Origin of the sequence: Micromonospora sp. WMMA1947 (genome assembly GCF_027497355.1) — a bacterium.
In the GTDB taxonomy this organism is placed as follows: domain Bacteria; phylum Actinomycetota; class Actinomycetes; order Mycobacteriales; family Micromonosporaceae; genus Micromonospora.
The window spans coordinates 2,737,780-2,756,078 of the sequence record NZ_CP114909.1 but is presented as its reverse complement, the minus strand read 5'-3'; the positions used below and the strand labels follow the sequence as shown (position 1 = coordinate 2,756,078).

General features: G+C 72.9%; 17 protein-coding genes. 8 read left to right on the top strand and 9 right to left on the bottom strand.

The features are described from left to right. Positions 1–64: 64 nt before the first annotated feature. On the top strand, positions 65–448 hold the full coding sequence (locus O7604_RS13320; protein ID WP_269704065.1) for a WhiB family transcriptional regulator: 384 nt from the start codon (positions 65–67) through the stop codon (positions 446–448). A gap of 237 nt (positions 449–685) precedes the next feature. Here O7604_RS13320 and O7604_RS13315 read toward each other — a convergent pair whose 3' ends face one another. From O7604_RS13315 to groES, 3 genes are all read right to left on the bottom strand, one after another. Beyond that, complete coding sequence (locus O7604_RS13315) at positions 686–2,404, bottom strand: sulfite oxidase (protein ID WP_281579766.1); 1,719 nt, start codon at positions 2,402–2,404, stop codon at positions 686–688. Between the two features lie 123 nt (positions 2,405–2,527). Further along, on the bottom strand, positions 2,528–4,171 hold the full coding sequence (groL, locus tag O7604_RS13310; protein ID WP_269704063.1) for a chaperonin GroEL: 1,644 nt from the start codon (positions 4,169–4,171) through the stop codon (positions 2,528–2,530). Between the two features lie 70 nt (positions 4,172–4,241). Next, entirely contained in the window at positions 4,242–4,556 is a 315-nt protein-coding gene (groES, locus tag O7604_RS13305; RefSeq protein ID WP_018222648.1) for a co-chaperone GroES, read from the bottom strand. 254 nt (positions 4,557–4,810) lie between these two features. On the opposite strand from groES, the gene O7604_RS13300 reads away from it, so the two are divergent. The 7 genes from O7604_RS13300 (at position 4,811) to O7604_RS13270 (ending at position 12,098) form a co-directional block, all read left to right on the top strand. Further along, entirely contained in the window at positions 4,811–6,043 is a 1,233-nt protein-coding gene (locus tag O7604_RS13300) for a methyltransferase domain-containing protein (protein WP_281579765.1), read from the top strand. 56 nt (positions 6,044–6,099) lie between these two features. Continuing rightward, entirely contained in the window at positions 6,100–6,579 is a 480-nt protein-coding gene (ybaK, locus tag O7604_RS13295) for a Cys-tRNA(Pro) deacylase (RefSeq protein WP_281579764.1), read from the top strand. Between the two features lie 203 nt (positions 6,580–6,782). Further along, positions 6,783–7,886, top strand: coding sequence for a substrate-binding domain-containing protein (locus O7604_RS13290; RefSeq protein ID WP_269704060.1), 1,104 nt, complete (start codon positions 6,783–6,785; stop codon positions 7,884–7,886). Positions 7,887–7,989: 103 nt separating this feature from the next. Beyond that, complete coding sequence (locus O7604_RS13285; RefSeq protein ID WP_269704059.1) at positions 7,990–8,799, top strand: ATP-binding cassette domain-containing protein; 810 nt, start codon at positions 7,990–7,992, stop codon at positions 8,797–8,799. After that, on the top strand, positions 8,796–10,055 hold the full coding sequence (locus O7604_RS13280) for an ABC transporter permease (RefSeq protein WP_269704058.1): 1,260 nt from the start codon (positions 8,796–8,798) through the stop codon (positions 10,053–10,055). The genes O7604_RS13285 and O7604_RS13280 overlap by 4 nt, the downstream gene beginning before the upstream one ends. A 29-nt stretch (positions 10,056–10,084) precedes the next feature. Further along, positions 10,085–11,260 carry an ROK family protein gene (locus O7604_RS13275; protein ID WP_262013264.1) on the top strand — a complete coding sequence of 392 codons (1,176 nt, stop codon included), beginning with the start codon at positions 10,085–10,087 and terminating at the stop codon, positions 11,258–11,260. 100 nt (positions 11,261–11,360) lie between these two features. Beyond that, on the top strand, positions 11,361–12,098 hold the full coding sequence (locus O7604_RS13270; protein ID WP_269704057.1) for a DUF4142 domain-containing protein: 738 nt from the start codon (positions 11,361–11,363) through the stop codon (positions 12,096–12,098). A gap of 54 nt (positions 12,099–12,152) precedes the next feature. On the opposite strand, the gene O7604_RS13265 is transcribed toward O7604_RS13270, so the two are convergent. The 6 genes from O7604_RS13265 to tsaB all read right to left on the bottom strand — a co-directional run bounded on the left by O7604_RS13265 (position 12,153) and on the right by tsaB (position 18,128). Next, the gene (locus tag O7604_RS13265) at positions 12,153–13,913 is read right to left on the bottom strand and encodes an ABC transporter ATP-binding protein (protein WP_281579763.1); all 1,761 of its coding nucleotides are present in this window, start codon (positions 13,911–13,913) and stop codon (positions 12,153–12,155) included. Next, the gene (locus O7604_RS13260; RefSeq protein WP_281579762.1) at positions 13,910–15,616 is read right to left on the bottom strand and encodes an ABC transporter ATP-binding protein; all 1,707 of its coding nucleotides are present in this window, start codon (positions 15,614–15,616) and stop codon (positions 13,910–13,912) included. Before O7604_RS13260 ends, O7604_RS13265 begins: the two co-directional genes overlap by 4 nt. A gap of 70 nt (positions 15,617–15,686) precedes the next feature. Further along, entirely contained in the window at positions 15,687–15,941 is a 255-nt protein-coding gene (locus tag O7604_RS13255; protein ID WP_269704054.1) for a hypothetical protein, read from the bottom strand. Between the two features lie 17 nt (positions 15,942–15,958). Continuing rightward, the gene (gene tsaD, locus O7604_RS13250; RefSeq protein WP_281579761.1) at positions 15,959–17,005 is read right to left on the bottom strand and encodes a tRNA (adenosine(37)-N6)-threonylcarbamoyltransferase complex transferase subunit TsaD; all 1,047 of its coding nucleotides are present in this window, start codon (positions 17,003–17,005) and stop codon (positions 15,959–15,961) included. Positions 17,006–17,010: 5 nt separating this feature from the next. After that, entirely contained in the window at positions 17,011–17,454 is a 444-nt protein-coding gene (rimI, locus tag O7604_RS13245) for a ribosomal protein S18-alanine N-acetyltransferase (protein WP_281579760.1), read from the bottom strand. Then, positions 17,451–18,128: a tRNA (adenosine(37)-N6)-threonylcarbamoyltransferase complex dimerization subunit type 1 TsaB gene (gene tsaB, locus O7604_RS13240; protein ID WP_281579759.1), complete on the bottom strand. Its 678-nt coding sequence runs from the start codon at positions 18,126–18,128 to the stop codon at positions 17,451–17,453. The genes rimI and tsaB overlap by 4 nt, the downstream gene beginning before the upstream one ends. Positions 18,129–18,299 lie beyond the last annotated feature (171 nt).

Genomic DNA, 18,299 nt, shown 5'->3' with positions numbered 1-18,299 from the left:
GGACCGCCGCCCGGTAGCTGGCAACGAACATTCTCCGCGGTGCCGCGCGGGAGGAGGGGTGCTGATGTCGAACGTACGTAGGCTGCCTGGACCGATCGACGAGCTCTGGGACTGGCAGCGGCTCGGAGCCTGCCGTGGCCGCGACAGCGCGCAGTTCTTCCACCCCGACGGCGAGCGCGGCTCCTCCCGGATGCGCCGCGAGACGAGCGCCAAGTCGGTCTGCCGCGCCTGCCCGGTACGCGCCGAGTGCGCCGCCCACGCGCTCTCCGTGCGCGAGCCGTACGGCGTCTGGGGCGGGTTCAGCGAGTCCGAGCGGCTGCGGCTGCTCGCACTCGGCTGGGAGGACCTGGCCGACCGCCGGCAGACCCGGGTGGACATTGCCCGGCTGGAGGCCCGCCTCGGCCGGCCGCACAACACCGCCGTGCCGGACCAGCGCAAGGTCGCCTGACCCGGTTCACGATCCTCGACGCCGCGCCCCGGACCCCGGGGCGCGGCGTCGTGTCGTGGCCCCGGGGGCATCCGCCGGCCATCCGTTTCGAATACCAGGATCAGCGTTCCAGTCGCTAGGACACCCATAGATCTTGGAAGCTTTACGCCCCTATAGGGGCCGTTTCCTACCAAGATCTCTTGCGGAGGCGCCGAGGAGCGGGGACACGGCCCGACTCAGGAGGGTGCGGTCTGCGGGTCAGGCGACTGTGACCCTGACCGTGTGCCATCCCGTTGCGCCGTCGGGGGCGACCGGGGCGCGCTGTTCCGTCTGCGTCTCGCCCGTGGTGTCGGTCGCCCGCACCTGGAGCGTGTGCTCGCCCGGCGTCGCGTCCCACCGCCAGGACCACTGCACCCAGGTGTCCGCCGACACCGCCGGGGCGAGCGTCGCCTCCTGCCAGGGGCCGCCGTCGACGCGTACCTCGACACGGCTGATGCCGCGATGCTGCGCCCACGCCACACCGGCCACCGTCACCGGCCCGGCCGACGGGCGGCTGCGGGGCCGGGGCGTGTCGATCCGGGACTGCGTCTTGATCGGGCCCTGCGCGGACCAGCCGCGCGGCACCCAGTACGCGTCGAAGTCGGCGAAGCTGGTCAGCTCCAACTCGGTGAGCCACTTGCAGGCCGACACGTACCCGTAGAGGCCGGGCACCACCATCCGCACCGGGAAGCCGTGCTGGATCGGCAGCGGCTCGCCGTTCATGCCGACCGCGAGCAGCGCGTCCCGCCCGTCGCGCAGCACCGATGTCGGCGTGCCGCAGGTCCAGCCGTCGACCGCGCGGCCGACCACCTGGTCCGCGCCGTCGAGCGGGTCGGCCTCGTCGAGCAGTTCCTTGATCGGTACGCCGAGCCAGCGCGCGTTGCCGATCAGGTCGCCGCCCACCTCGTTGGAGACGCAGGCGAGCGTCACGTACCGCTCGACCATCGGGCGGGCCAGCAGGTCGTCGAAGCTCAGCTCGATCGGGTTACGCACCCGCCCGTGGATCCGCAGCCGCCACGTCACCGGGTCCACCTGCGGCACCACAAGCGCCGTGTCAATCCGGTAGAACTCCCGGTTCGGCGTCACGTACGGCGCGAGCCGGGGCAGCGACAGGTCCGCTCCGGCCGGCACCTGCGGGGCGGGCGCGGCCGGGGCGGGCAGCGTCACCGCCTCCCGGGCCGCCGACACGCCACGCCTTCCGGCCAGCCAGTGCCCGCCCAGCCCGGCCACCGCCGCCGTTCCGGCCAGCAGCCCGGCGCCACGCAGGAACCGCCGACGCGACTCCGCGTCGTCGTCGTGCCGGACCGGCTCCCACCCGCCCGGCGCGTCTCCTTCGCGGGCCAGCGCGGCAACCGCCGGAGGCGGCGCGGACGACGGAGGCGGCGCGGACGACGGCTCGCCGTCCGCCGGGTCCGCCCCGGCGTGCTTCGCCGGATCGGCCCCGGCCGGGTCGCGTCGCACGGCGTCGGTCCGGTCGCGCCCGGCCCGCCCCCGGGCCGGGTCGTCGCTCAGCGGACCGGCCACGAACGCCCACAGCGTCAGCGCGCCCAGTGCGCCCCCGACCAGCGAGGGCAGCGCGTCGAACGCGTCAGAGCCGGCCCGGGTCAGCGCGGCGGCGACGCCGAGCACCGTGAACGCGGCGACGCCGGTCAGGCCGATCGCCAGGCGCCGGACCGCCGCCAGGCCGAGCAGCGCCCCGAAGGCGACCAGCAGCAGCGCCGTACCGACCAGCAGGGCGATCTTGTCGTACGTGCCGAAGACGTCGATGGCGAACTGCTTGAGCGGCTCGGGCACCAGGTCCACGACGAGTCCACCGACGGCGACGAGCGGAGCGGACCGGGGACCGGTCAGGACCGCCACGGGTTCGGCGGTGCCGAGTGCCACCACGGCGGCGACGACACCGGCCGGCGCCGCGCGGCGGCGGGAAAGGGTGCTCACGGCATCCAGTCTGGTCGCCCCGCGGGGCCGGCTGCCAATCTCGTCAGCGATCCGTAAGGACATACGCGTCAGGGCACACCACCGGGTCGGCGGTGTGCCCTGACGTCGGGCGTACTCCTCGGGTCAGAAGCCCGGGCCGTGCTGGTGGCCGTGGCCGTGCGAGTGGCCGTGCCCACCGGCGGCCGGCTCCGGCTCGGCCGGCTTCTCCACCACGAGGCTCTCGGTGGTGAGCAGCAGGCCGGCGATCGACGCGGCGTTGCTGACCGCGTTGCGGGTCACCTTCACCGGGTCGATGATGCCGGACTTGGCCAGGTCGACGTACTCGCCGGTGGCGGCGTCGAGGCCGTGGCCCCAGTCCTGGCCGACGACCTTCTGCACCACCACGTAGCCGTCGTGGCCGGCGTTCTGGGCGATCCAGCGCAGCGGCTCGACGAGCGCCTTGCGCACGATCGAGACACCGACCTTCTCGTCACCGGTGAAGCCCAGGTCGTCGTCGAGCGCCGGCAGGATCTGGGCCAGGGCAGCGCCGCCGCCCGGGACCGTACCCTCCTCGACCGCGGCCTTGGTCGCGGCGATGGCGTCCTCGATGCGGTGCTTGCGCTCCTTCATCTCGACCTCGGTGGCCGCGCCGACCTTGATCACGGCGATGCCGCCGGAAAGCTTCGCCAGCCGCTCGGCCAGCTTCTCCCGGTCCCAGTCGGAGTCGGAGGCCTCGATCTCCTTGCGGATCTGCGCGACCCGGTCGGCGACCTCGGCGGCCTGCCCGCCACCGTCGACGACGGTGGTGTTCTCCTTGTCGACCACGACGCGGCGGGCGGTGCCGAGCACCTCCAGGCCGACCTGGTCGAGCTTGTAGCCCAGCTCCGGGGCGACCAGCTCGGCACCGGTCAGGATCGCCATGTCCTGGAGCATCGCCTTGCGGCGGTCGCCGAAGCCGGGGGCCTTGACCGCGCAGACCTTGACGGTCTTGCGCAGTGCGTTGACCACGAGCGTGGACAGGGCCTGACCCTCGACGTCCTCGGCGACGATGAGCAGCGGCTTGTTGTTCTGGAGAACCTTCTCCAGCAGCGGCAGCAGCTCCTCGATCGCCGAGATCTTCTGGGTGGTGATCAGGATGTACGGGTCCTCCAGGACCGCCTCCTGCGCCTCCAGGTCGGTGACGAAGTTCGGCGAGATGAAGCCCTTGTCGAACTGGAGACCCTCGGTCACCTCCAGCTCGGTGACGAGCGCGGAGCCCTCCTCGACGGTGATGACGCCGTCGCGGCCGACCTTCTCCATCGCCTCGGCGATCAGCTCGCCGATGGCGGCGTCCTGCGCGGAGACGGTCGCGACGTGCGCGATCGACTCCTTGCCGGCGACCTCGACGGCCTTGCCGAGCAGCGCCTCGGAGACCTTGGCGGCCGCCGCGTCGATGCCCCGCTTCAGGCCGGTCGGGTTGGTGCCGGCGGCCACGTTGCGCAGGCCCTCGCGGACCATCGCCTGGGCCAGCACGGTGGCGGTGGTGGTCCCGTCGCCGGCGACGTCGTTGGTCTTGGTCGCCACCTCCTTGACCAGCTGCGCGCCGAGGTTCTCGTACGGGTTGGTGAGCTCGATCTCCTTGGCGATGGTCACGCCGTCGTTGGTGATCGTGGGCGCACCGAACTTCTTGTCCAGGACGACGTTGCGCCCGCGCGGGCCGAGGGTGACCTTCACCGCGTCCGCGAGGGCGTTGACACCGTGCTCGAGCAGGTGCCGGGCGTCGTCCGAGAAGCTGAGGATCTTCGCCATCAGTATCCCTTCGAAGCGACGTTGCCCCGGCCCGGCGAGCCGGACCGGGGCAACGACACTGATCGGTTGCTTACTTCTCGATGACCGCGAGGACGTCGCGGGCGGAGAGCACCAGGTACTCCTCGCCGGCGTACTTGACCTCGGTGCCGCCGTACTTCGAGTAGAGGACGGTGTCGCCGACCTTCACGTCGATCGGCACGCGGTTGCCCTTGTCGTCGATCCGGCCCGGGCCGACAGCGAGGACGGTGCCCTCCTGCGGCTTCTCCTTGGCGGTGTCGGGGATCACGATGCCCGAGGCGGTGGTGGTCTCGGCCTCGTTCGCCTGGACCACGATGCGGTCCTCGAGCGGCTTGATCGCAACCTTGGTCGCGGTAGTCACGGGCATACCCTCCCGGGTACTTGGTGTCGTTGCCGGCCGGCACGCCGACCAGCGTCAATCTGCCACATGCCACCGGGCGGGGCCGTCGTCGCGGGTGCCGGTCCGCCTGGCGCTCAACCCCCGGGCACGAGGCTCGGGCGTTGGCACCCTCAGGGTGAGAGTGCTAATCGCAGGTTATTCCTCGGCTAGCACTCCGTCAAGGAGAGTGCCAACGCGTCGCCCTCCGTGTCGCGCCGGAACCGGGCCGGGAGAATGAGCGCGTGGATCTCGACCAGCTCGCCGTGCTGCGTACCCCCGAGGGGTCGGCGGCGCTCGCCGCGGCCGAGCGGGTGGCCGGCGGCGACCCGCTGGCGGCGGCGGCCGCGCTGCGCTCGGGCGGAATCCCGGGCGACCTCGCGGCGGCGGCGCTCACTCAGGCGGAGCTGCGCCGCCGGGCGGGCGGCAAGTTCGGCGCGGCGGCGGCCGGGATGTTCCTCACCCGGGCCGGGCTGGAGCAGGCCACCCGCCGCGCGGTCGCCGACCGGCGCGCGGCACGGCTGCGCGCCGCGGGCGTGACCACGCTGGCCGACCTGGGGTGCGGCCTGGGGGCCGACGCGCTCGCCGCGGCCCGCGCCGGCATCCGGGTGTACGCGGTGGAGGCCGACCCGCTGACCGCCGCGATGGCTGCCGTGAACGCCGAGGCGGCCGGGCTCGCCGACCTGGTGACGGTCTCCTGCGGTGACGCCACGGAGTTCGACGTGAGCCCTGTCGAGGCGGTGTTCTGCGATCCGGCGCGGCGGCGGGCCGGCACCGGGCGGCGCGTCTTCGACCCGAACGCCTACTCCCCGCCGTGGGACTTCGTCACCGGCCTGGCCGCGCGGGTGCCGCGGACGGTGGTGAAGGTGGCGCCCGGGCTCGACCACGCGCTGATCCCGCCCGGCGCCGAGGCGGAGTGGGTGAGCGTGGACGGCGACCTGGTCGAGGCGGCGCTCTGGTGCGGCGAGCTGGCCGAGGTCCCCCGCCGCGCCACAGTGCTGCGCGAGAAGGAAGGGCCCCTTCTTAACGCCTCCGGTAGTAAAAGGGTCCCTTCCTATCACCTCACCGGCACCGGCGCGGCCGAGGCGCCGGTGGGACCGGTCCGGCGGTTCCTCTACGACCCGGACCCGGCGGTGGTACGCGCCCACCTGGTCGCCGAGCTGGCCGCCGACCTCGACGCCACGCTCGCCGACCCGTCGATCGCCTACCTGTACGCCGACCAGGCCCGGCCCACCCCGTTCGCCCGCTGCCTGGAGATCACCGACGTGCTGCCGTTCTCGCTGAAGCGGCTGCGCGCCCTGCTGCGGCAACGGCGGGTCGGCCGGGTGGAGATCCGCAAGCGCGGGTCGGCGCTGGAGCCGGAGAAGCTGCGCCGCGACCTGAGGCTGTCCGGCGACGAGGCGGCGAGTCTGGCGCTGACCCGGGTCGCGGGCGACCCGACGGTGCTCGTCTGCCGGCCGGTTCCGCCCGGCGGCTGACCCCGGCGCGCGGTTTCGGCTCGCGGCCTGCCGCCGGCCGGGCTAGCTTGACGCCCATGGCGGGCCCTGGCACTCCGGCGATCACGTTGCTGAGCAAGCGGAAGATCGCCCACAGCACCCACACCTACGACGTCTCGCCGGACGCGCCGAACTACGGCGCGCTCGTCGCCACCGCGCTCGGGGTGGCGCCGGAGCGGGTGTTCAAGTCGCTCGTCACCGAGGTCGACGGTGGGCTGACGGTGGCGGTGGTGCCGGTGACCGGCGAGCTGGACCTGAAGGCGCTCGCCGCGGCGGCCGGGGGCAAGCGGGCGACGATGGCGGACCGCACGACTGCCGAGCGGGCGACCGGATACGTCCGCGGCGGCATCAGCCCGCTCGGGCAGCGCAAGCGGCTACCAACAGTCATCGACGCCTCCGCGCTGACGCATCCGACGGTGTACGTCTCGGCGGGCCGGCGAGGGCTGCAGGTGCAGCTCGCACCGGCGGATCTGGTGGCGCTGACCGGGGCGACGACGGCATCGATCGCGGCCGCCTGAACGGCCTCGTGACGGTCCGTGTGGGAGCGTTCCCGGACCGCGTTCGCGGGTGGTGTCTCGCGGGTGACAACCGCGTTGCTGAATTGTTACCGCCGCCAACAAACTTCTGACCTCGGCAGTCTTGCGGCGCATGGGAGACGGGGAATACGCTGCCGGACACAACAAAACATCACCACTCCCCCACCTCCGAAAGGACCCTGCACATGCGCAAGGGCTTCCTCACCTTCGCGGCCGTCGGTCTTCTCGCGACCGGCAGCATGGCCGCCTGTGGTGACAACGGCGGTTCTTCCGACGAGGCCGGCGGCTCCAACGCCAAGAAGCCGAAGATCGGCGTGATCCTGCCGGACAGCAAGTCCTCCGCCCGCTGGGAGGGCGCGGACCGCAAGTACCTGGAGGCGGCGTTCAAGGCCGCCGGCGTCGACTACACGATCCAGAACGCCCAGGGCGACAAGTCCGCCTTCTCCACCATCGCTGACGGCATGCTGACCAGCGGCGTCACCGCCCTCATGATCGTCAACCTGGACTCGGGCACCGGCAAGGCCGTGCTGGAGAAGGCCAAGTCGCAGGGCGTCGCAACCATCGACTACGACCGGCTGACCCTGGGCGGCTCCGCCCAGTACTACGTCAGCTTCGACAACGAGGCGGTCGGCAAGCTCCAGGGCGAGGGCCTGAGCAAGTGCCTGACCGACAAGGGCGCGCAGAAGCCGGTCGTCGCCTACTTGAACGGCTCCCAGACCGACAACAACGCGACCCTGTTCAAGAACGGCTACGACTCGATCCTCAAGCCGAAGTTCGACTCGGGTGATTACACGAAGGGCCCGGACCAGAACGTCCCGGACTGGGACAACGCGCAGGCCGGTGTGATCTTCGAGCAGATGCTCACCCAGCAGAAGGGCAAGATCGACGGCGTGCTCGCCGCCAACGACGGCCTGGGCAACGCGGCCATCTCGGTGCTGAAGAAGAACCAGCTCAACGGCAAGGTGCCGGTGACGGGCCAGGACGCCACCGTCCAGGGTCTGCAGAACATCCTCGCCGGTGACCAGTGCATGACCGTCTACAAGGCGGTCAAGAAGGAGGCGGACGCCGCCGCCGAGCTGGCCATCGCGCTCGCCAAGGGTGAGCGGAAGGACACCGGCCAGACGGTCAAGGACCCGGAGGGCGGCCGGGACGTGCCGTCCGTGCTGCTGGAGCCCAAGGCCATCTACAAGGACAACGTCAAGGACGTGGTGGCCGACGGCTACGTCACCAAGGAAGAGCTCTGCACCGGTGCCTTCGCGAAGCTCTGCACCGACGCCGGCGTGAGCTGACCCACCCGCCTCACGCGGCGCCGCCCGGCACGGGAGAACCCCGTGCCGGGCGGCGCCCGCGCCGGACGGGATCCGAGACCTCCCTCCGCCCAAAGGAGAACCCGTGTCCGCAACCCCCCTGCTGGAGCTACGCGGGATCGACAAGAGCTTCGGTCCCGTCCAGGTGCTCCGCGACGTCGCCTTCGCCGCGCACCCCGGCGAGGTGACCGCGCTCGTCGGCGACAACGGCGCCGGCAAGTCGACCCTGGTCAAGTGCATCAGCGGCATCCATCCCACCGACGCCGGCGAGTTCCTCTTCGACGGCAAGCCGGTCAGCATCAACAGCCCCCGCGACGCCGCCGACCTCGGGATCGAGGTCGTCTACCAGGACCTCGCGCTCTGCGACAACCTCGACATCGTGCAGAACATGTTCCTCGGCCGGGAGAAGCGCAGCGGCATCGTGCTCGACGAGCCGACCATGGAGCAGATGGCCGCCGAGACGCTCGCCGGCCTGAGCGTGCGCACCGTGAAGTCGCTGCGCCAGCACGTGGCCAGCCTCTCCGGCGGCCAGCGGCAGACCGTCGCCATCGCCAAGGCCGTGCTCTGGAACAGCAAGCTGGTCATCCTGGACGAGCCGACCGCCGCGCTCGGCGTCGCGCAGACCGCCCAGGTGCTGGAGCTGGTGCGCCGGCTGGCGGACAACGGCCTGGCCGTGGTGCTCATCTCGCACAACATGAACGACGTCTTCGCCGTCTCCGACCGGATCGCCGCGCTCTACCTCGGCCAGATGGTCGCCCAGGTCAAGACCAGCGACATCACCCACTCGCAGGTGGTCGAGCTGATCACCGCGGGCCGTTCCGGCAACCTCGGTCTCTCCACCGAACCCGGCAACGGCACCGAATCCGCCGACGCAACCTCGGGAGCGCTCCGATGACCGCCACCGCCGTGAAGAAGGAAGGACCGGCCGCCGTCACGCCCGCACACACCGTCGGCGACCACGTCCGCAACTACCTCGCCCGGGTACGCGGCGGTGACCTGGGCGCCCTGCCCGCGGTCATCGGCCTCGTGGTGCTCTGCGTGGTGTTCACCATCGTGCGCCCGGTCTTCTTCTCCGCGGGGAACTTCGCCAACCTCTTCACCCAGGGCGCCGCGGTCACCGTGATCGCCATGGGGCTGATCTTCGTGCTCCTGCTCGGCGAGATCGACCTCTCTGCCGGCTTCGCCAGCGGCGTCTGCGCCGGAATCCTGGCGAACGTGGTCAGCGTGCTCGGCTACCCGTGGTACGTCGCCGTCCTCGCGGCCCTGATCACCGGTGTGCTGATCGGCCTGATCCTCGGATTCCTGGTCGCGAAGGTGGGCATCCCGTCCTTCGTGGTGACCCTGGCCGGCTTCCTCGCCTTCCAGGGCGTGGTGCTGCTGCTCATGAAGGAGGGCAGCAACATCTCGATCAGCGACGACGTGATCGTCGGCATCGAGAATGGCCGCATCGCGCCTGCCATCGGCTGGCTGCTCGCCGCCGTCGCGATTCTCGGCTACGCCGTCGCCCAGCTGCTGCGTCACCGCAATCGCGTCTCCCGGGGCCTGGTGACCGAACCGGCAGCCGTGATGGGCGCCCGGATCGGCGGGCTGGCGCTGCTGATCGTGCTCGCGGTCTACGTGCTCAACCAGGAGCGCAGCATCAACCCGCTGATCACCTCGAACAAGGGCATGCCGGTGGTCGTGCCGATCGTCGCGCTCCTACTGGTGTTCTGGACGTTCGTGCTCAACCGCACGGCCTACGGCCGTCACCTCTACGCGGTCGGCGGCAACGCCGAGGCGGCGCGACGGGCCGGCATCAACGTGGACCGGCTCAAGATCTCGGCCTTCGTGATCTGCTCGGGCATGGCGGCGGTCGGCGGCATCATCGCCGCCAGCCGGGATCGGTCGGTGGATCCCAACACCGGCGGCAGCAACGTGCTCCTCTACGCGGTCGGCGCGGCCGTCATCGGCGGCACCAGCCTCTTCGGGGGCAAAGGCCGCATGATCAACGCGGTGCTGGGCGGCGCGGTGGTGGCTGTCATCATCAACGGTATGGGACTGCTCGACCTCAGCTCCGGGCTGAAGTTCATCTTCACCGGCCTGGTGCTGCTCCTCGCCGCCGGCGTAGACGCGCTGTCCCGGCGACGTTCGGCCGCAACCGGTACCCGCTGATCCCGGTTATCGACACCATGGCAGTGGCAATGCGCGCGGGCCCCAGTCAGGACGAGATCCGTCGGCAGAACCTGGGCGCATTGCTCCGCTACGTACACGTTCACGGGGCCACCACCCGCGCCGAGCTGACCACCGCGCTCGGACTCAACCGCAGCACCATCGGCGCGCTGACCGCGGACCTGGCCGGCGCCGGGCTGGTCAGCGAGGGGACGCCGAAGGAGACCGGCCGGGCCGGACGACCGTCACTCGTCGTCCGGCCCGAGTCGGAGCGGGTCTACGCGTACGCGTACAGCGTCGAGGTGGACCGGCTGCGGGCCGCGCGGGTCGGGCTCGGCGGTGAGGTGCTCGACCGCCGGGAGATGGACCGGCCGCGCAACCTGGTCGCCGGGGAGGCCGCCCCGCTGCTCGCCGGCGCGGTCAAGGAGATGCACCAGTCGGTCCCGCCGGACGCGATCTGCGTGGGCGCCGGGGTGGCGGTGTGCGGCATGGTCCGCCGCGAGGACGGGCTGGTGCGGCTGAGCCCGACCACCGGCTGGGTGGACGAGCCGATCGGTGCGGCGCTCGCCGTCGAGCTGGGAATAGACGTACCGATCACGGTGGGCAACGTGGCCGACGTGGCCGCGTACGCCGAGCACGCCCGGGGCGCGGCGGTCGGCTGCGACAACGTCATCTACATCTACGGCGACGTCGGTGTGGGCGCGGGCATCATCGCCGGGGGCCGGCGGCTGCGGGGCCACGGCGGCTACGGCGGCGAGGTGGGCCACATGGTGGTGGTCCGCGACGGCGTGCGCTGCGACTGCGGCCGGCGCGGCTGCTGGGAGACCGAGATCGGCGAGCACGGGCTGCTGCGCGCCGCCGGCCGGTCCGAGGCGCGCGGCCGGGACGCGCTGCTCGCCGTCTTCGACGCCGCCGACCGGGGCGACGCCCGCGCGCAGACCGCGGTACGGCAGGCCGGCGACTGGCTCGGCTTCGGCGTCGCGAACCTGGTGAACATCTTCAACCCGGAGATGGTCATCTTCGGCGGCACCATGCGCGACCTCTACCTGGCCTCCGCCGCGCAGGTACGCAGCCGGCTCAACTCCAACGGGCTGCCCGCGTGCCTGGAGCACGTGCGGCTGCGTACCCCGAAGCTCGGTGACGACGCGGCGCTGATCGGCGCCGCCGAGCTGGCGTTCGAACGACTCCTCGCCGACCCGCTGAACTGATCGGCCCGCCGATCCGTACCAGTGTGCGGACGGGCGGCCGGCTTGCGCGGCCGTCCACGACACCCCGCGTACCGGTCCGGACCGAGGAGGCACCGCAACCATGGCATCGCTGAAATCCGCACGCCGCAAGCTGGCGCACCGGGTGGTACTGCTGCTCGCCGCGCTGGGCGCGGGGATCGGCGTCGTTCCCGGGACGGCGCAGGCCGCGCCCAACCCCGGCGTGCAGATGAACGCCGCCGACATGACGCTGCTCAACGGGGTACGGCTGGCCGGGCTGTGGGAGATGCCGGCCGGGCAGATGGCGGCCGAGAAGGGCCAGTCCGCCCGGGTACGCGAGGTCGGCGCGGAGATCGCCAAGCAGCACGCGGAGCTGGATCAGCTGGTGGTGGAGGCGGCAAACAAGCTCGGCGCCACCCTGCCGACGGATCCGACGGCCGAGCAGCAGGGTTGGCTGACCGAGATGCGCAACGCCACCGGCGCCCGGTTCGACCAGATCTTCGTCACCCGGCTGCGGGTCGCCCACGGCAAGATCTTCCCGGTGATCGGCGCGGTTCGCGCCAGCACCCGCGATCCGATCGTGCGCAAGCTGGCCGAGGACGCGAACACGTTCGTCAACGACCACATGACCATGCTGGAGAGCACCGGGCTGGTGCGCTGGCAGCAGCTGCCGCCGGCCGCGCTGCCCCCCGCGCAGAGCGACTCGCTCGTCGCCGCCGCCCAGGCGAACGTGGGCAGTGGTGGTGGGCTGCAGGTCGGCACCGGACTGGTGTGGGCGGTGTTCCTGATCGCACTGGGCACCGGCGGGTACGCGACCTGGCGGCTGACCCGCCGCTCGTGACCCGGCCGTCGAGCGGGCCCCGGCGCACGTGCGCCGGGGCCCGTCGCGCGTTTGTCAGCCGTGCCAGGACCGCCACAGCGCGGCGTACGAGCCACCGGCCGCTACCAGTTCGTCGTGTGATCCCAGCTCGGTGATGCGGCCGTCGGCTACCACCGCCACGCGGTCCGCGTCGTGCGCGGAGAAGAGCCGGTGCGCGATGGCGATGACGGTACGGCCCTGAAGCACCGCCGCCAGCGACCGTTCCAGGGCCCGGGCCGCCCGCGGGTCGATCAGCGAGGTGGCCTCGTCCAGCACCAGGGTGTGCGGATCGGCGAGCACCAGCCGGGCCAGCGCGAGCTGCTGCGCCTGTGCCGGGGTGAGCGGGTGGCCGCCCGCGCCGACCGGCGTGTCGAGCCCGTCCGGCAGGGCCAGCGCCCAGTCCAGCGCGTCGACGGCGGCCAGCGCGGCGCGTACCCGCTCCGGGTCGGCGTCCGGCCGGACCATCGCCACGTTGTCGGCGAGCGTGCCGATGAACACGTGGTGCTCCTGACTGACGAGCGCGACATGGGTACGCAGCTCGGCCAGGGGCATTCCGGCGAGTGGACGCCCGTCCACCGTCACCGTGCCGGCGCTCGGTGCGTGCACGCCGGCCAGCAGCCGGCCCAGCGTCGACTTCCCCGCCCCGGACGGGCCGACCATCGCGAGCCGCTCCCCCGGCCGGGGTTCCAGCGTCACGCCGTGCAGCACGTCGTGTCCCGGGCGGTACGCGTACCGCACGTCGTGCGCGGCGAGCCGGCCCGCACCGCCCGGGGCGGCGGCGCGCTCGTCCGGCGTGGCGGATGCCCTGGCTCGCTCGTCCGGCTCGGCGGCCACCCCGAGCAGCCGGGCCAGCGAGGCGCCGCCGACCTGGAACTCGTCGAGCCAGCCCAGCAGCCGCTCGATCGGGTCGGTGAGCTGCTGGGCGTAGAGCGTGGCGGCGGTGACCTGGCCGAGGCTGACCCAGCCCTTCAGGTGGAACCAGCCGCCGATGAGCAGCGTCGCCACCATCGGCACCAGGTAGCCGAACTCGGCCACCGGCCAGAACACGGTCCGCAGGTGGAGCGTGTAGCGCTCGGCGGCGTACGACCGGCGGATGTCGGCGTCGCCGCGAGCCCGGCGGCGGGCCGCCTGACGCAGCGCCTCGGTGGTCCGCGCCCCTTCGACGGTCTCGCTGATCCCGTCGGTGATGTCCGAGTAGGCGGCGTTCTCCCGCAGGTAGCCCTGCGGCGCGCGGCGCAGGTACCAGCGCGTGCCGGCCCACAGCACCGGCACCGACAGCAGGCTGGGCAGCGCCAGCAGCGGACCGGTCAGCAGCAGCGCGCCGAGGATCAGCAGCACGGTCAGCGCCGAGATCAGCGTCTCCGGCCCGGCGAACCGGACGGTACGGGACAGCGCGGCGACGTCGCGCGACGTGCGCGTGAGCAGGTCTCCGGTGCCGGCCCGCTCGACAGTGGCGAGCGGCAGCGCGAGCACCCGGTCGACGAACTCCTCCCTCAGCTCGGCGAGCACCCGCTCACCGAGCCGGGCCGAGGCCAGGTGCGCGAAGCGGACCAGCACCGCCTGCACCACCACGAACGCGGCGATGGCTGCCACGACCCGGTCCACTGTCGTCGCGGCGATGCCCTGGGAGATCCCCTGCACGAGGTCACCGAGCAGGCGCGGGGCGACGAGCCCGGCACCCGCGGCGAGCGCGTGCAGGCCGAGCGCGACGGCCAGGCCGCGCGGGTGGCGGCGGATCAGCTCCCGCACGTACCGGCGGACCTGGGCGACGTCGGCGACGGGCAGCGCGTTGCTCATCGGTCCTCCTCCCGGCTCACCGTGGCGGCGTAGCGCGGCTCGGCGGCGAGCAGTTCCTCGTGCCGGCCCTCGGCGACGACCTTGCCGTCCTCCACGAAGACCACGTGGTCGGCGTGGCCGAGCACCAGCGGGCTGGTGGTGCAGACCAGCGTGGTGCGGCCCCGGCGGGCCGGGCCGAGCCGTTCGGCGATGCGCGCCTCGGTGTGCGCGTCCACCGCGCTGGTCGGCTCGACCAGGATCAACGTCTCCGGGTCGGCGACGAGCGCGCGGGCCAGCCGCAGCCGCTGCCGCTGCCCGCCGGAGAACTCCCGGCCGCGTTCGGCGACCTCGCCGTCCAGGCCGCCGGGCAGTGCCTCGACGATGTCGGTGGCGCTCGCCGCGGCCAGCGCCGCCTCCACGGCGCCGGGCCGGGCCCGGTCGTGCGGGTCGAGCTCCGTGCGCAGCACGCCGCTGAACAGCTGCGCGTCGTTGTCGGCCACCAGGATCCGCTCCCGCACCGTCGCCAGCGCCAGGTCCCGCAGCGGTACGCCGTGCAGCGTGACGTCCCCGTCGGCGTACCGGCCCAGCCGGTCGGCGATCTCGACGGCGTCCTGCGGGGCGGCGCTGGCCAGCGCGGTGAGCCGGCCCGGTCGCAGCACCAGTCCGGAACGCACGTCCGCCAACTCGCCCGGACCGGCCGGCACCGGCACCGGGCTGGCCGGGTCGGTGAACTCCGGCGCGAGCCGCAGCAGCCGGACCACCCGGCGGGCCGCGACGTGTCCCCGGGTCAGCTTGTCGGCCGCCTCGGTGAGGTTGCGCAGCGGACTGACCAGGAACGCGGTGTAGCCGTAGAACGAGACCAGCTCGCCGGCGCTGATCTCGCCGCGCAGCGCGAACCGGGCGCCGAGCCAGGTCACCAGCACCACGAAGACGCCGGGCAGCAGGATCTGCGCGGCCTGCAACAGCGACTCGACCCGGGCCACCCGCAGCCCGTCCGCGCGCAGCGCCTGCGACCGTTGCCGGTAGCGCTCGGACAGCACCGGCTCGCCGCCGACTCCGCGCAGCACGCGCAGGCCGGAGACGATGTCCGCGGCCCGGGCGGTGAGCCGGCCGGTCGAGTCCCGGTACGCGGCCTGCTGCCGGTGCAGCGGGCGGATCAGCAACGCGACGAGCGCCATCAGCAGCGGCACCCCGAACACCACCACGAGGCCGAGCGGCTGGGAGGCGCTGAGCAGGATCACCGCGACGGTGACGATGCCGACCACCGAGCCGACGCCCCGGGCGGTGATGTCGATGGAGCTGCCGATGTGCTCGATGTCGGCGGTGCCGATGCTCACCACCTCGCCGGCCGCGACGCGCCGGGGCAGCGCGGCGCCGAGCCGGTTGGTGGCGTCCACCGTCACCTGCACGGTGCGGTAGGCGGCGCCGAGCCAGTTGTGCACCGCGCAGCGGTGACGCAGGATCCCGGCGACGGCCTGCACCAGGCCCAGCCCGAGCAGGGCCAGACTCCAGCGCACGAGCGCGTCCGGGTCGCGTTGCGCCAGGCCGGCTTCCACGGCGCGGCCGAGCACGGCCGGCACCAGCGCCTGGGCCAGCATCCAGATCACGCCGAGCGCAAGACCGGCGCCGAAGATGAAGGGGTGCCGCCCGGCGAGCCACACCAGGTACCGGGTGGCCGACCGCGCGTCAGGGGTACCGGGGTCGCCGGCCGGTGAGAAGCGCATGACCCACTGACGCTAGGTGCCGGGACGACCCGGACGCCAACCAATTCCGGCCGTCGTGACAACCCTCGCGTCAGCGGTCGACCTGGGCGAAGTCCCAGCTGTGCGGCGGGCGGGCGATCAGGCGCGCGGGCGGCTCGGGCAGTTCCCGGGGATTGTTCCGCCACTTGGAGATGACCACGAGCCGGTGGTCGGTGGAGGAGAACACCTCGCTGGAGACGTGCATCGGGTCGTGCTCGAACTCGGGCAGCGCGGTCTCGCAGACCCAGGTGATCAGGTCGGCGAAGCCGTACGGCTCGGCCTTGGCCTCCCACATCCGGACGATCATGTCGGTACCCTCCCCGCTCACACACTGACCACTGTCAGCGGCATCGCCGAGTCGGCCGGCAGGTCCAGCCGGCTCGGCGCGACGCCCGCGGCCACCAGATGGGAGCCGAGCGCGGCCACCATCGCGCCGTTGTCCGTGCAGAGCTTCGGCCGGGGCGTACGCACCCGGATGCCGTGCCTGCCGGCCCGTTGCTCGGCCATCGCCCGCAGCCGGGAGTTGGCGGCCACCCCGCCGCCGATCACCAGCGTGTCGATGCCGCTGGTGCGGCAGGCGTCGATCGCCTTGCCGACCAGCACGTCGCAGACCGCCTCCTGGAAGGACGCGGCCACGTCGGCGACCGGCACCGGCTCACCGGCCCGCTGCCGCGCCTCCACCCAGCGGGCCACCGCCGTCTTCAGGCCGGAGAAGGAGAAGTCGTACCGGTGCCCGGCCAGGTCCTTCGCGGCGGTCAGCCCGCGCGGGAAGGCGATCGCCGCCGGGTCACCGGCCCGCGCCTCGCGGTCGATGTACGGACCGCCGGGGAACGGCAGCCCGAGCAGCCGGGCCACCTTGTCGAACGCCTCACCGGCCGCGTCGTCGATGGTGGCGCCGAGCGGGACCACGTCACGGGCCAGGTCGTCGACGCGCAGCAGCGAGGAGTGCCCGCCGGAGACCAGCAGCGCGATCGCGGGCTCGGGCAGCGGACCGTGTTCGAGCGTGTCCACAGCGACGTGCGCGGCGAGGTGGTTCACCCCGTACACCGGCTTCTCCGCCGCCACCGCGTACCCCTTGGCGGCGGCGACCCCGACGAGCAACGCGCCGGCCAGGCCCGGCCCGGAGGTCACGGCGATGGCGTCGATGTCGGCGATGGTGACGCCTGCTTCGCGCAGCGCCCGGTCCATGGTCGGCACCATGGCCTCCAGGTGGGCGCGGCTGGCCACCTCGGGCACCACGCCACCGAACCGGGCGTGCTCCTCGACGCTGGAGGCGAGCGCGTCGGCGAGCAGCGTGTGCCCGCGCACGATGCCCACGCCGGTCTCGTCGCAGGAGGTCTCGATGCCGAGGATCAGGGGTTCGTCAGCCATGCGCGTCAGTCCTCGTTGCGCTGCATGACCAGCGCGTCGGTGTTGCTCGGTTGGTAGTAGCCGCGCCGTACGCCGATCGGCTCGAAGCCGTAGCCGGCGTAGAGCCGTTGCGCCGGCGCGTTGTCGGCGGCGACCTCCAGCAGCGTGCTGCGGGCGCCACGCCGGGTCGCCTCGGCGAGCAGCGCCTCCAGCAGCAGCCGGCCGATGCCCCGGCGCTGGGCGTCCCGGCGGACCGCGACGTTCTGCACCCACGCCTCGTCGGGCGGGGACACGGCCAGCCCGGCGTAGCCGAGCACAGCGCCGTCGTCGTCGGTGGCGACCAGGTAGAAGTGCCCGTTGGCGAGTTCGTTCCAGAACATCGCCGCCGACCACTGCTCGGCGCCGAACAGGTCCGCCTCGATGGGCAGCACCTCGTCGATGTGCCACCAGCGGAACCGGCCCAGCCTCATGGCAGGACCGGCTTGTGGCCGGTGGCCGCGACCGCGTCCGGGCGGCGCAGGTAGAGCGGGGTGAGCGTCTCGCCGGGCGCACCCGCGCGGATCCGTGGCGCGGCGAGACGGGCCAGCGCCAGCGGGTCCGGGTAGCGCGGCTCGTCGCGTACCGGCAGCCCCAGCACGTCCGCGTACCGGTGCGCGCCGTCGCCGACCGCGACGGTGACCGCCAGGTCGCGCGCCCGCTCCGCGACCACCGCCGGGGCCGCCACCTCCGGGCCGACCAGGCGCTGGCCCGCGCCGTCGTAGACGGCCCAGTAGATCTCCCGGCGCCGCGCGTCGCTCGCCGCCAGCACCGGCTCGCCGGCGGCCGCCGGGTGGCCGAGCCCGTCCAGCGAACAGACACCGTACGTGGGCACGCCGAGCACCTGACCCATGGCGGCGGCGGTGACCAGCCCGACCCGCAGCCCGGTGAACGGGCCGGGGCCGAGGCCGGCGACGATCGCGGCCAGGTCGGCGGGGCGCGCGCCGACGTCCGCCAGCACGGCGTCGACCTGCGGTGCGAGCAGCTCGCCGTGGGCGCGGGCGTCGACAGTGCACCGGGACGCGCGGACCGCGACGCCGTCCGCCGAGACCTCGGCCAGGGCCGCGGTCACCGCGGGAGTCGAGGAGTCCACCACGAGTACGAGCACGGTAAGCCAGCCTAGCCGTCCGCTCTCCCCGTCTCCGGCACGCCCTCGCCGCTGACCCGGTGACGGTGCGTAGCGTCCGAGCCGAGGAGAAGACTGGAGCGCCTTATGCCTCTGGGTCATATTTATGACTCACAGGCATAAGGCGTGGGAGAGGACTGCCATCCTCCGGGG

Excerpts from the sequence above, each read along its gene's own strand:
- O7604_RS13255 (WP_269704054.1), bottom strand. The coding sequence starts at position 15,941 with ATGATCGTCCGGATGTGGGAGGCCAAGGCCGAGCCGTACGGCTTCGCC.
- O7604_RS13320 (WP_269704065.1), top strand. The coding sequence starts at position 65 with ATGTCGAACGTACGTAGGCTGCCTGGACCGATCGACGAGCTCTGGGAC.
- O7604_RS13280 (WP_269704058.1), top strand. The coding sequence starts at position 8,796 with ATGACCGCCACCGCCGTGAAGAAGGAAGGACCGGCCGCCGTCACGCCC.
- ybaK (WP_281579764.1), top strand. The coding sequence starts at position 6,100 with ATGGCGGGCCCTGGCACTCCGGCGATCACGTTGCTGAGCAAGCGGAAG.
- groES (WP_018222648.1), bottom strand. The coding sequence starts at position 4,556 with ATGCCCGTGACTACCGCGACCAAGGTTGCGATCAAGCCGCTCGAGGAC.
- groL (WP_269704063.1), bottom strand. The coding sequence starts at position 4,171 with ATGGCGAAGATCCTCAGCTTCTCGGACGACGCCCGGCACCTGCTCGAG.
- rimI (WP_281579760.1), bottom strand. The coding sequence starts at position 17,454 with ATGAGGCTGGGCCGGTTCCGCTGGTGGCACATCGACGAGGTGCTGCCC.
- tsaD (WP_281579761.1), bottom strand. The coding sequence starts at position 17,005 with ATGGCTGACGAACCCCTGATCCTCGGCATCGAGACCTCCTGCGACGAG.
- O7604_RS13290 (WP_269704060.1), top strand. The coding sequence starts at position 6,783 with ATGCGCAAGGGCTTCCTCACCTTCGCGGCCGTCGGTCTTCTCGCGACC.
- O7604_RS13275 (WP_262013264.1), top strand. The coding sequence starts at position 10,085 with ATGCGCGCGGGCCCCAGTCAGGACGAGATCCGTCGGCAGAACCTGGGC.
- O7604_RS13265 (WP_281579763.1), bottom strand. The coding sequence starts at position 13,913 with ATGAGCAACGCGCTGCCCGTCGCCGACGTCGCCCAGGTCCGCCGGTAC.
- O7604_RS13270 (WP_269704057.1), top strand. The coding sequence starts at position 11,361 with ATGGCATCGCTGAAATCCGCACGCCGCAAGCTGGCGCACCGGGTGGTA.
- O7604_RS13260 (WP_281579762.1), bottom strand. The coding sequence starts at position 15,616 with ATGCGCTTCTCACCGGCCGGCGACCCCGGTACCCCTGACGCGCGGTCG.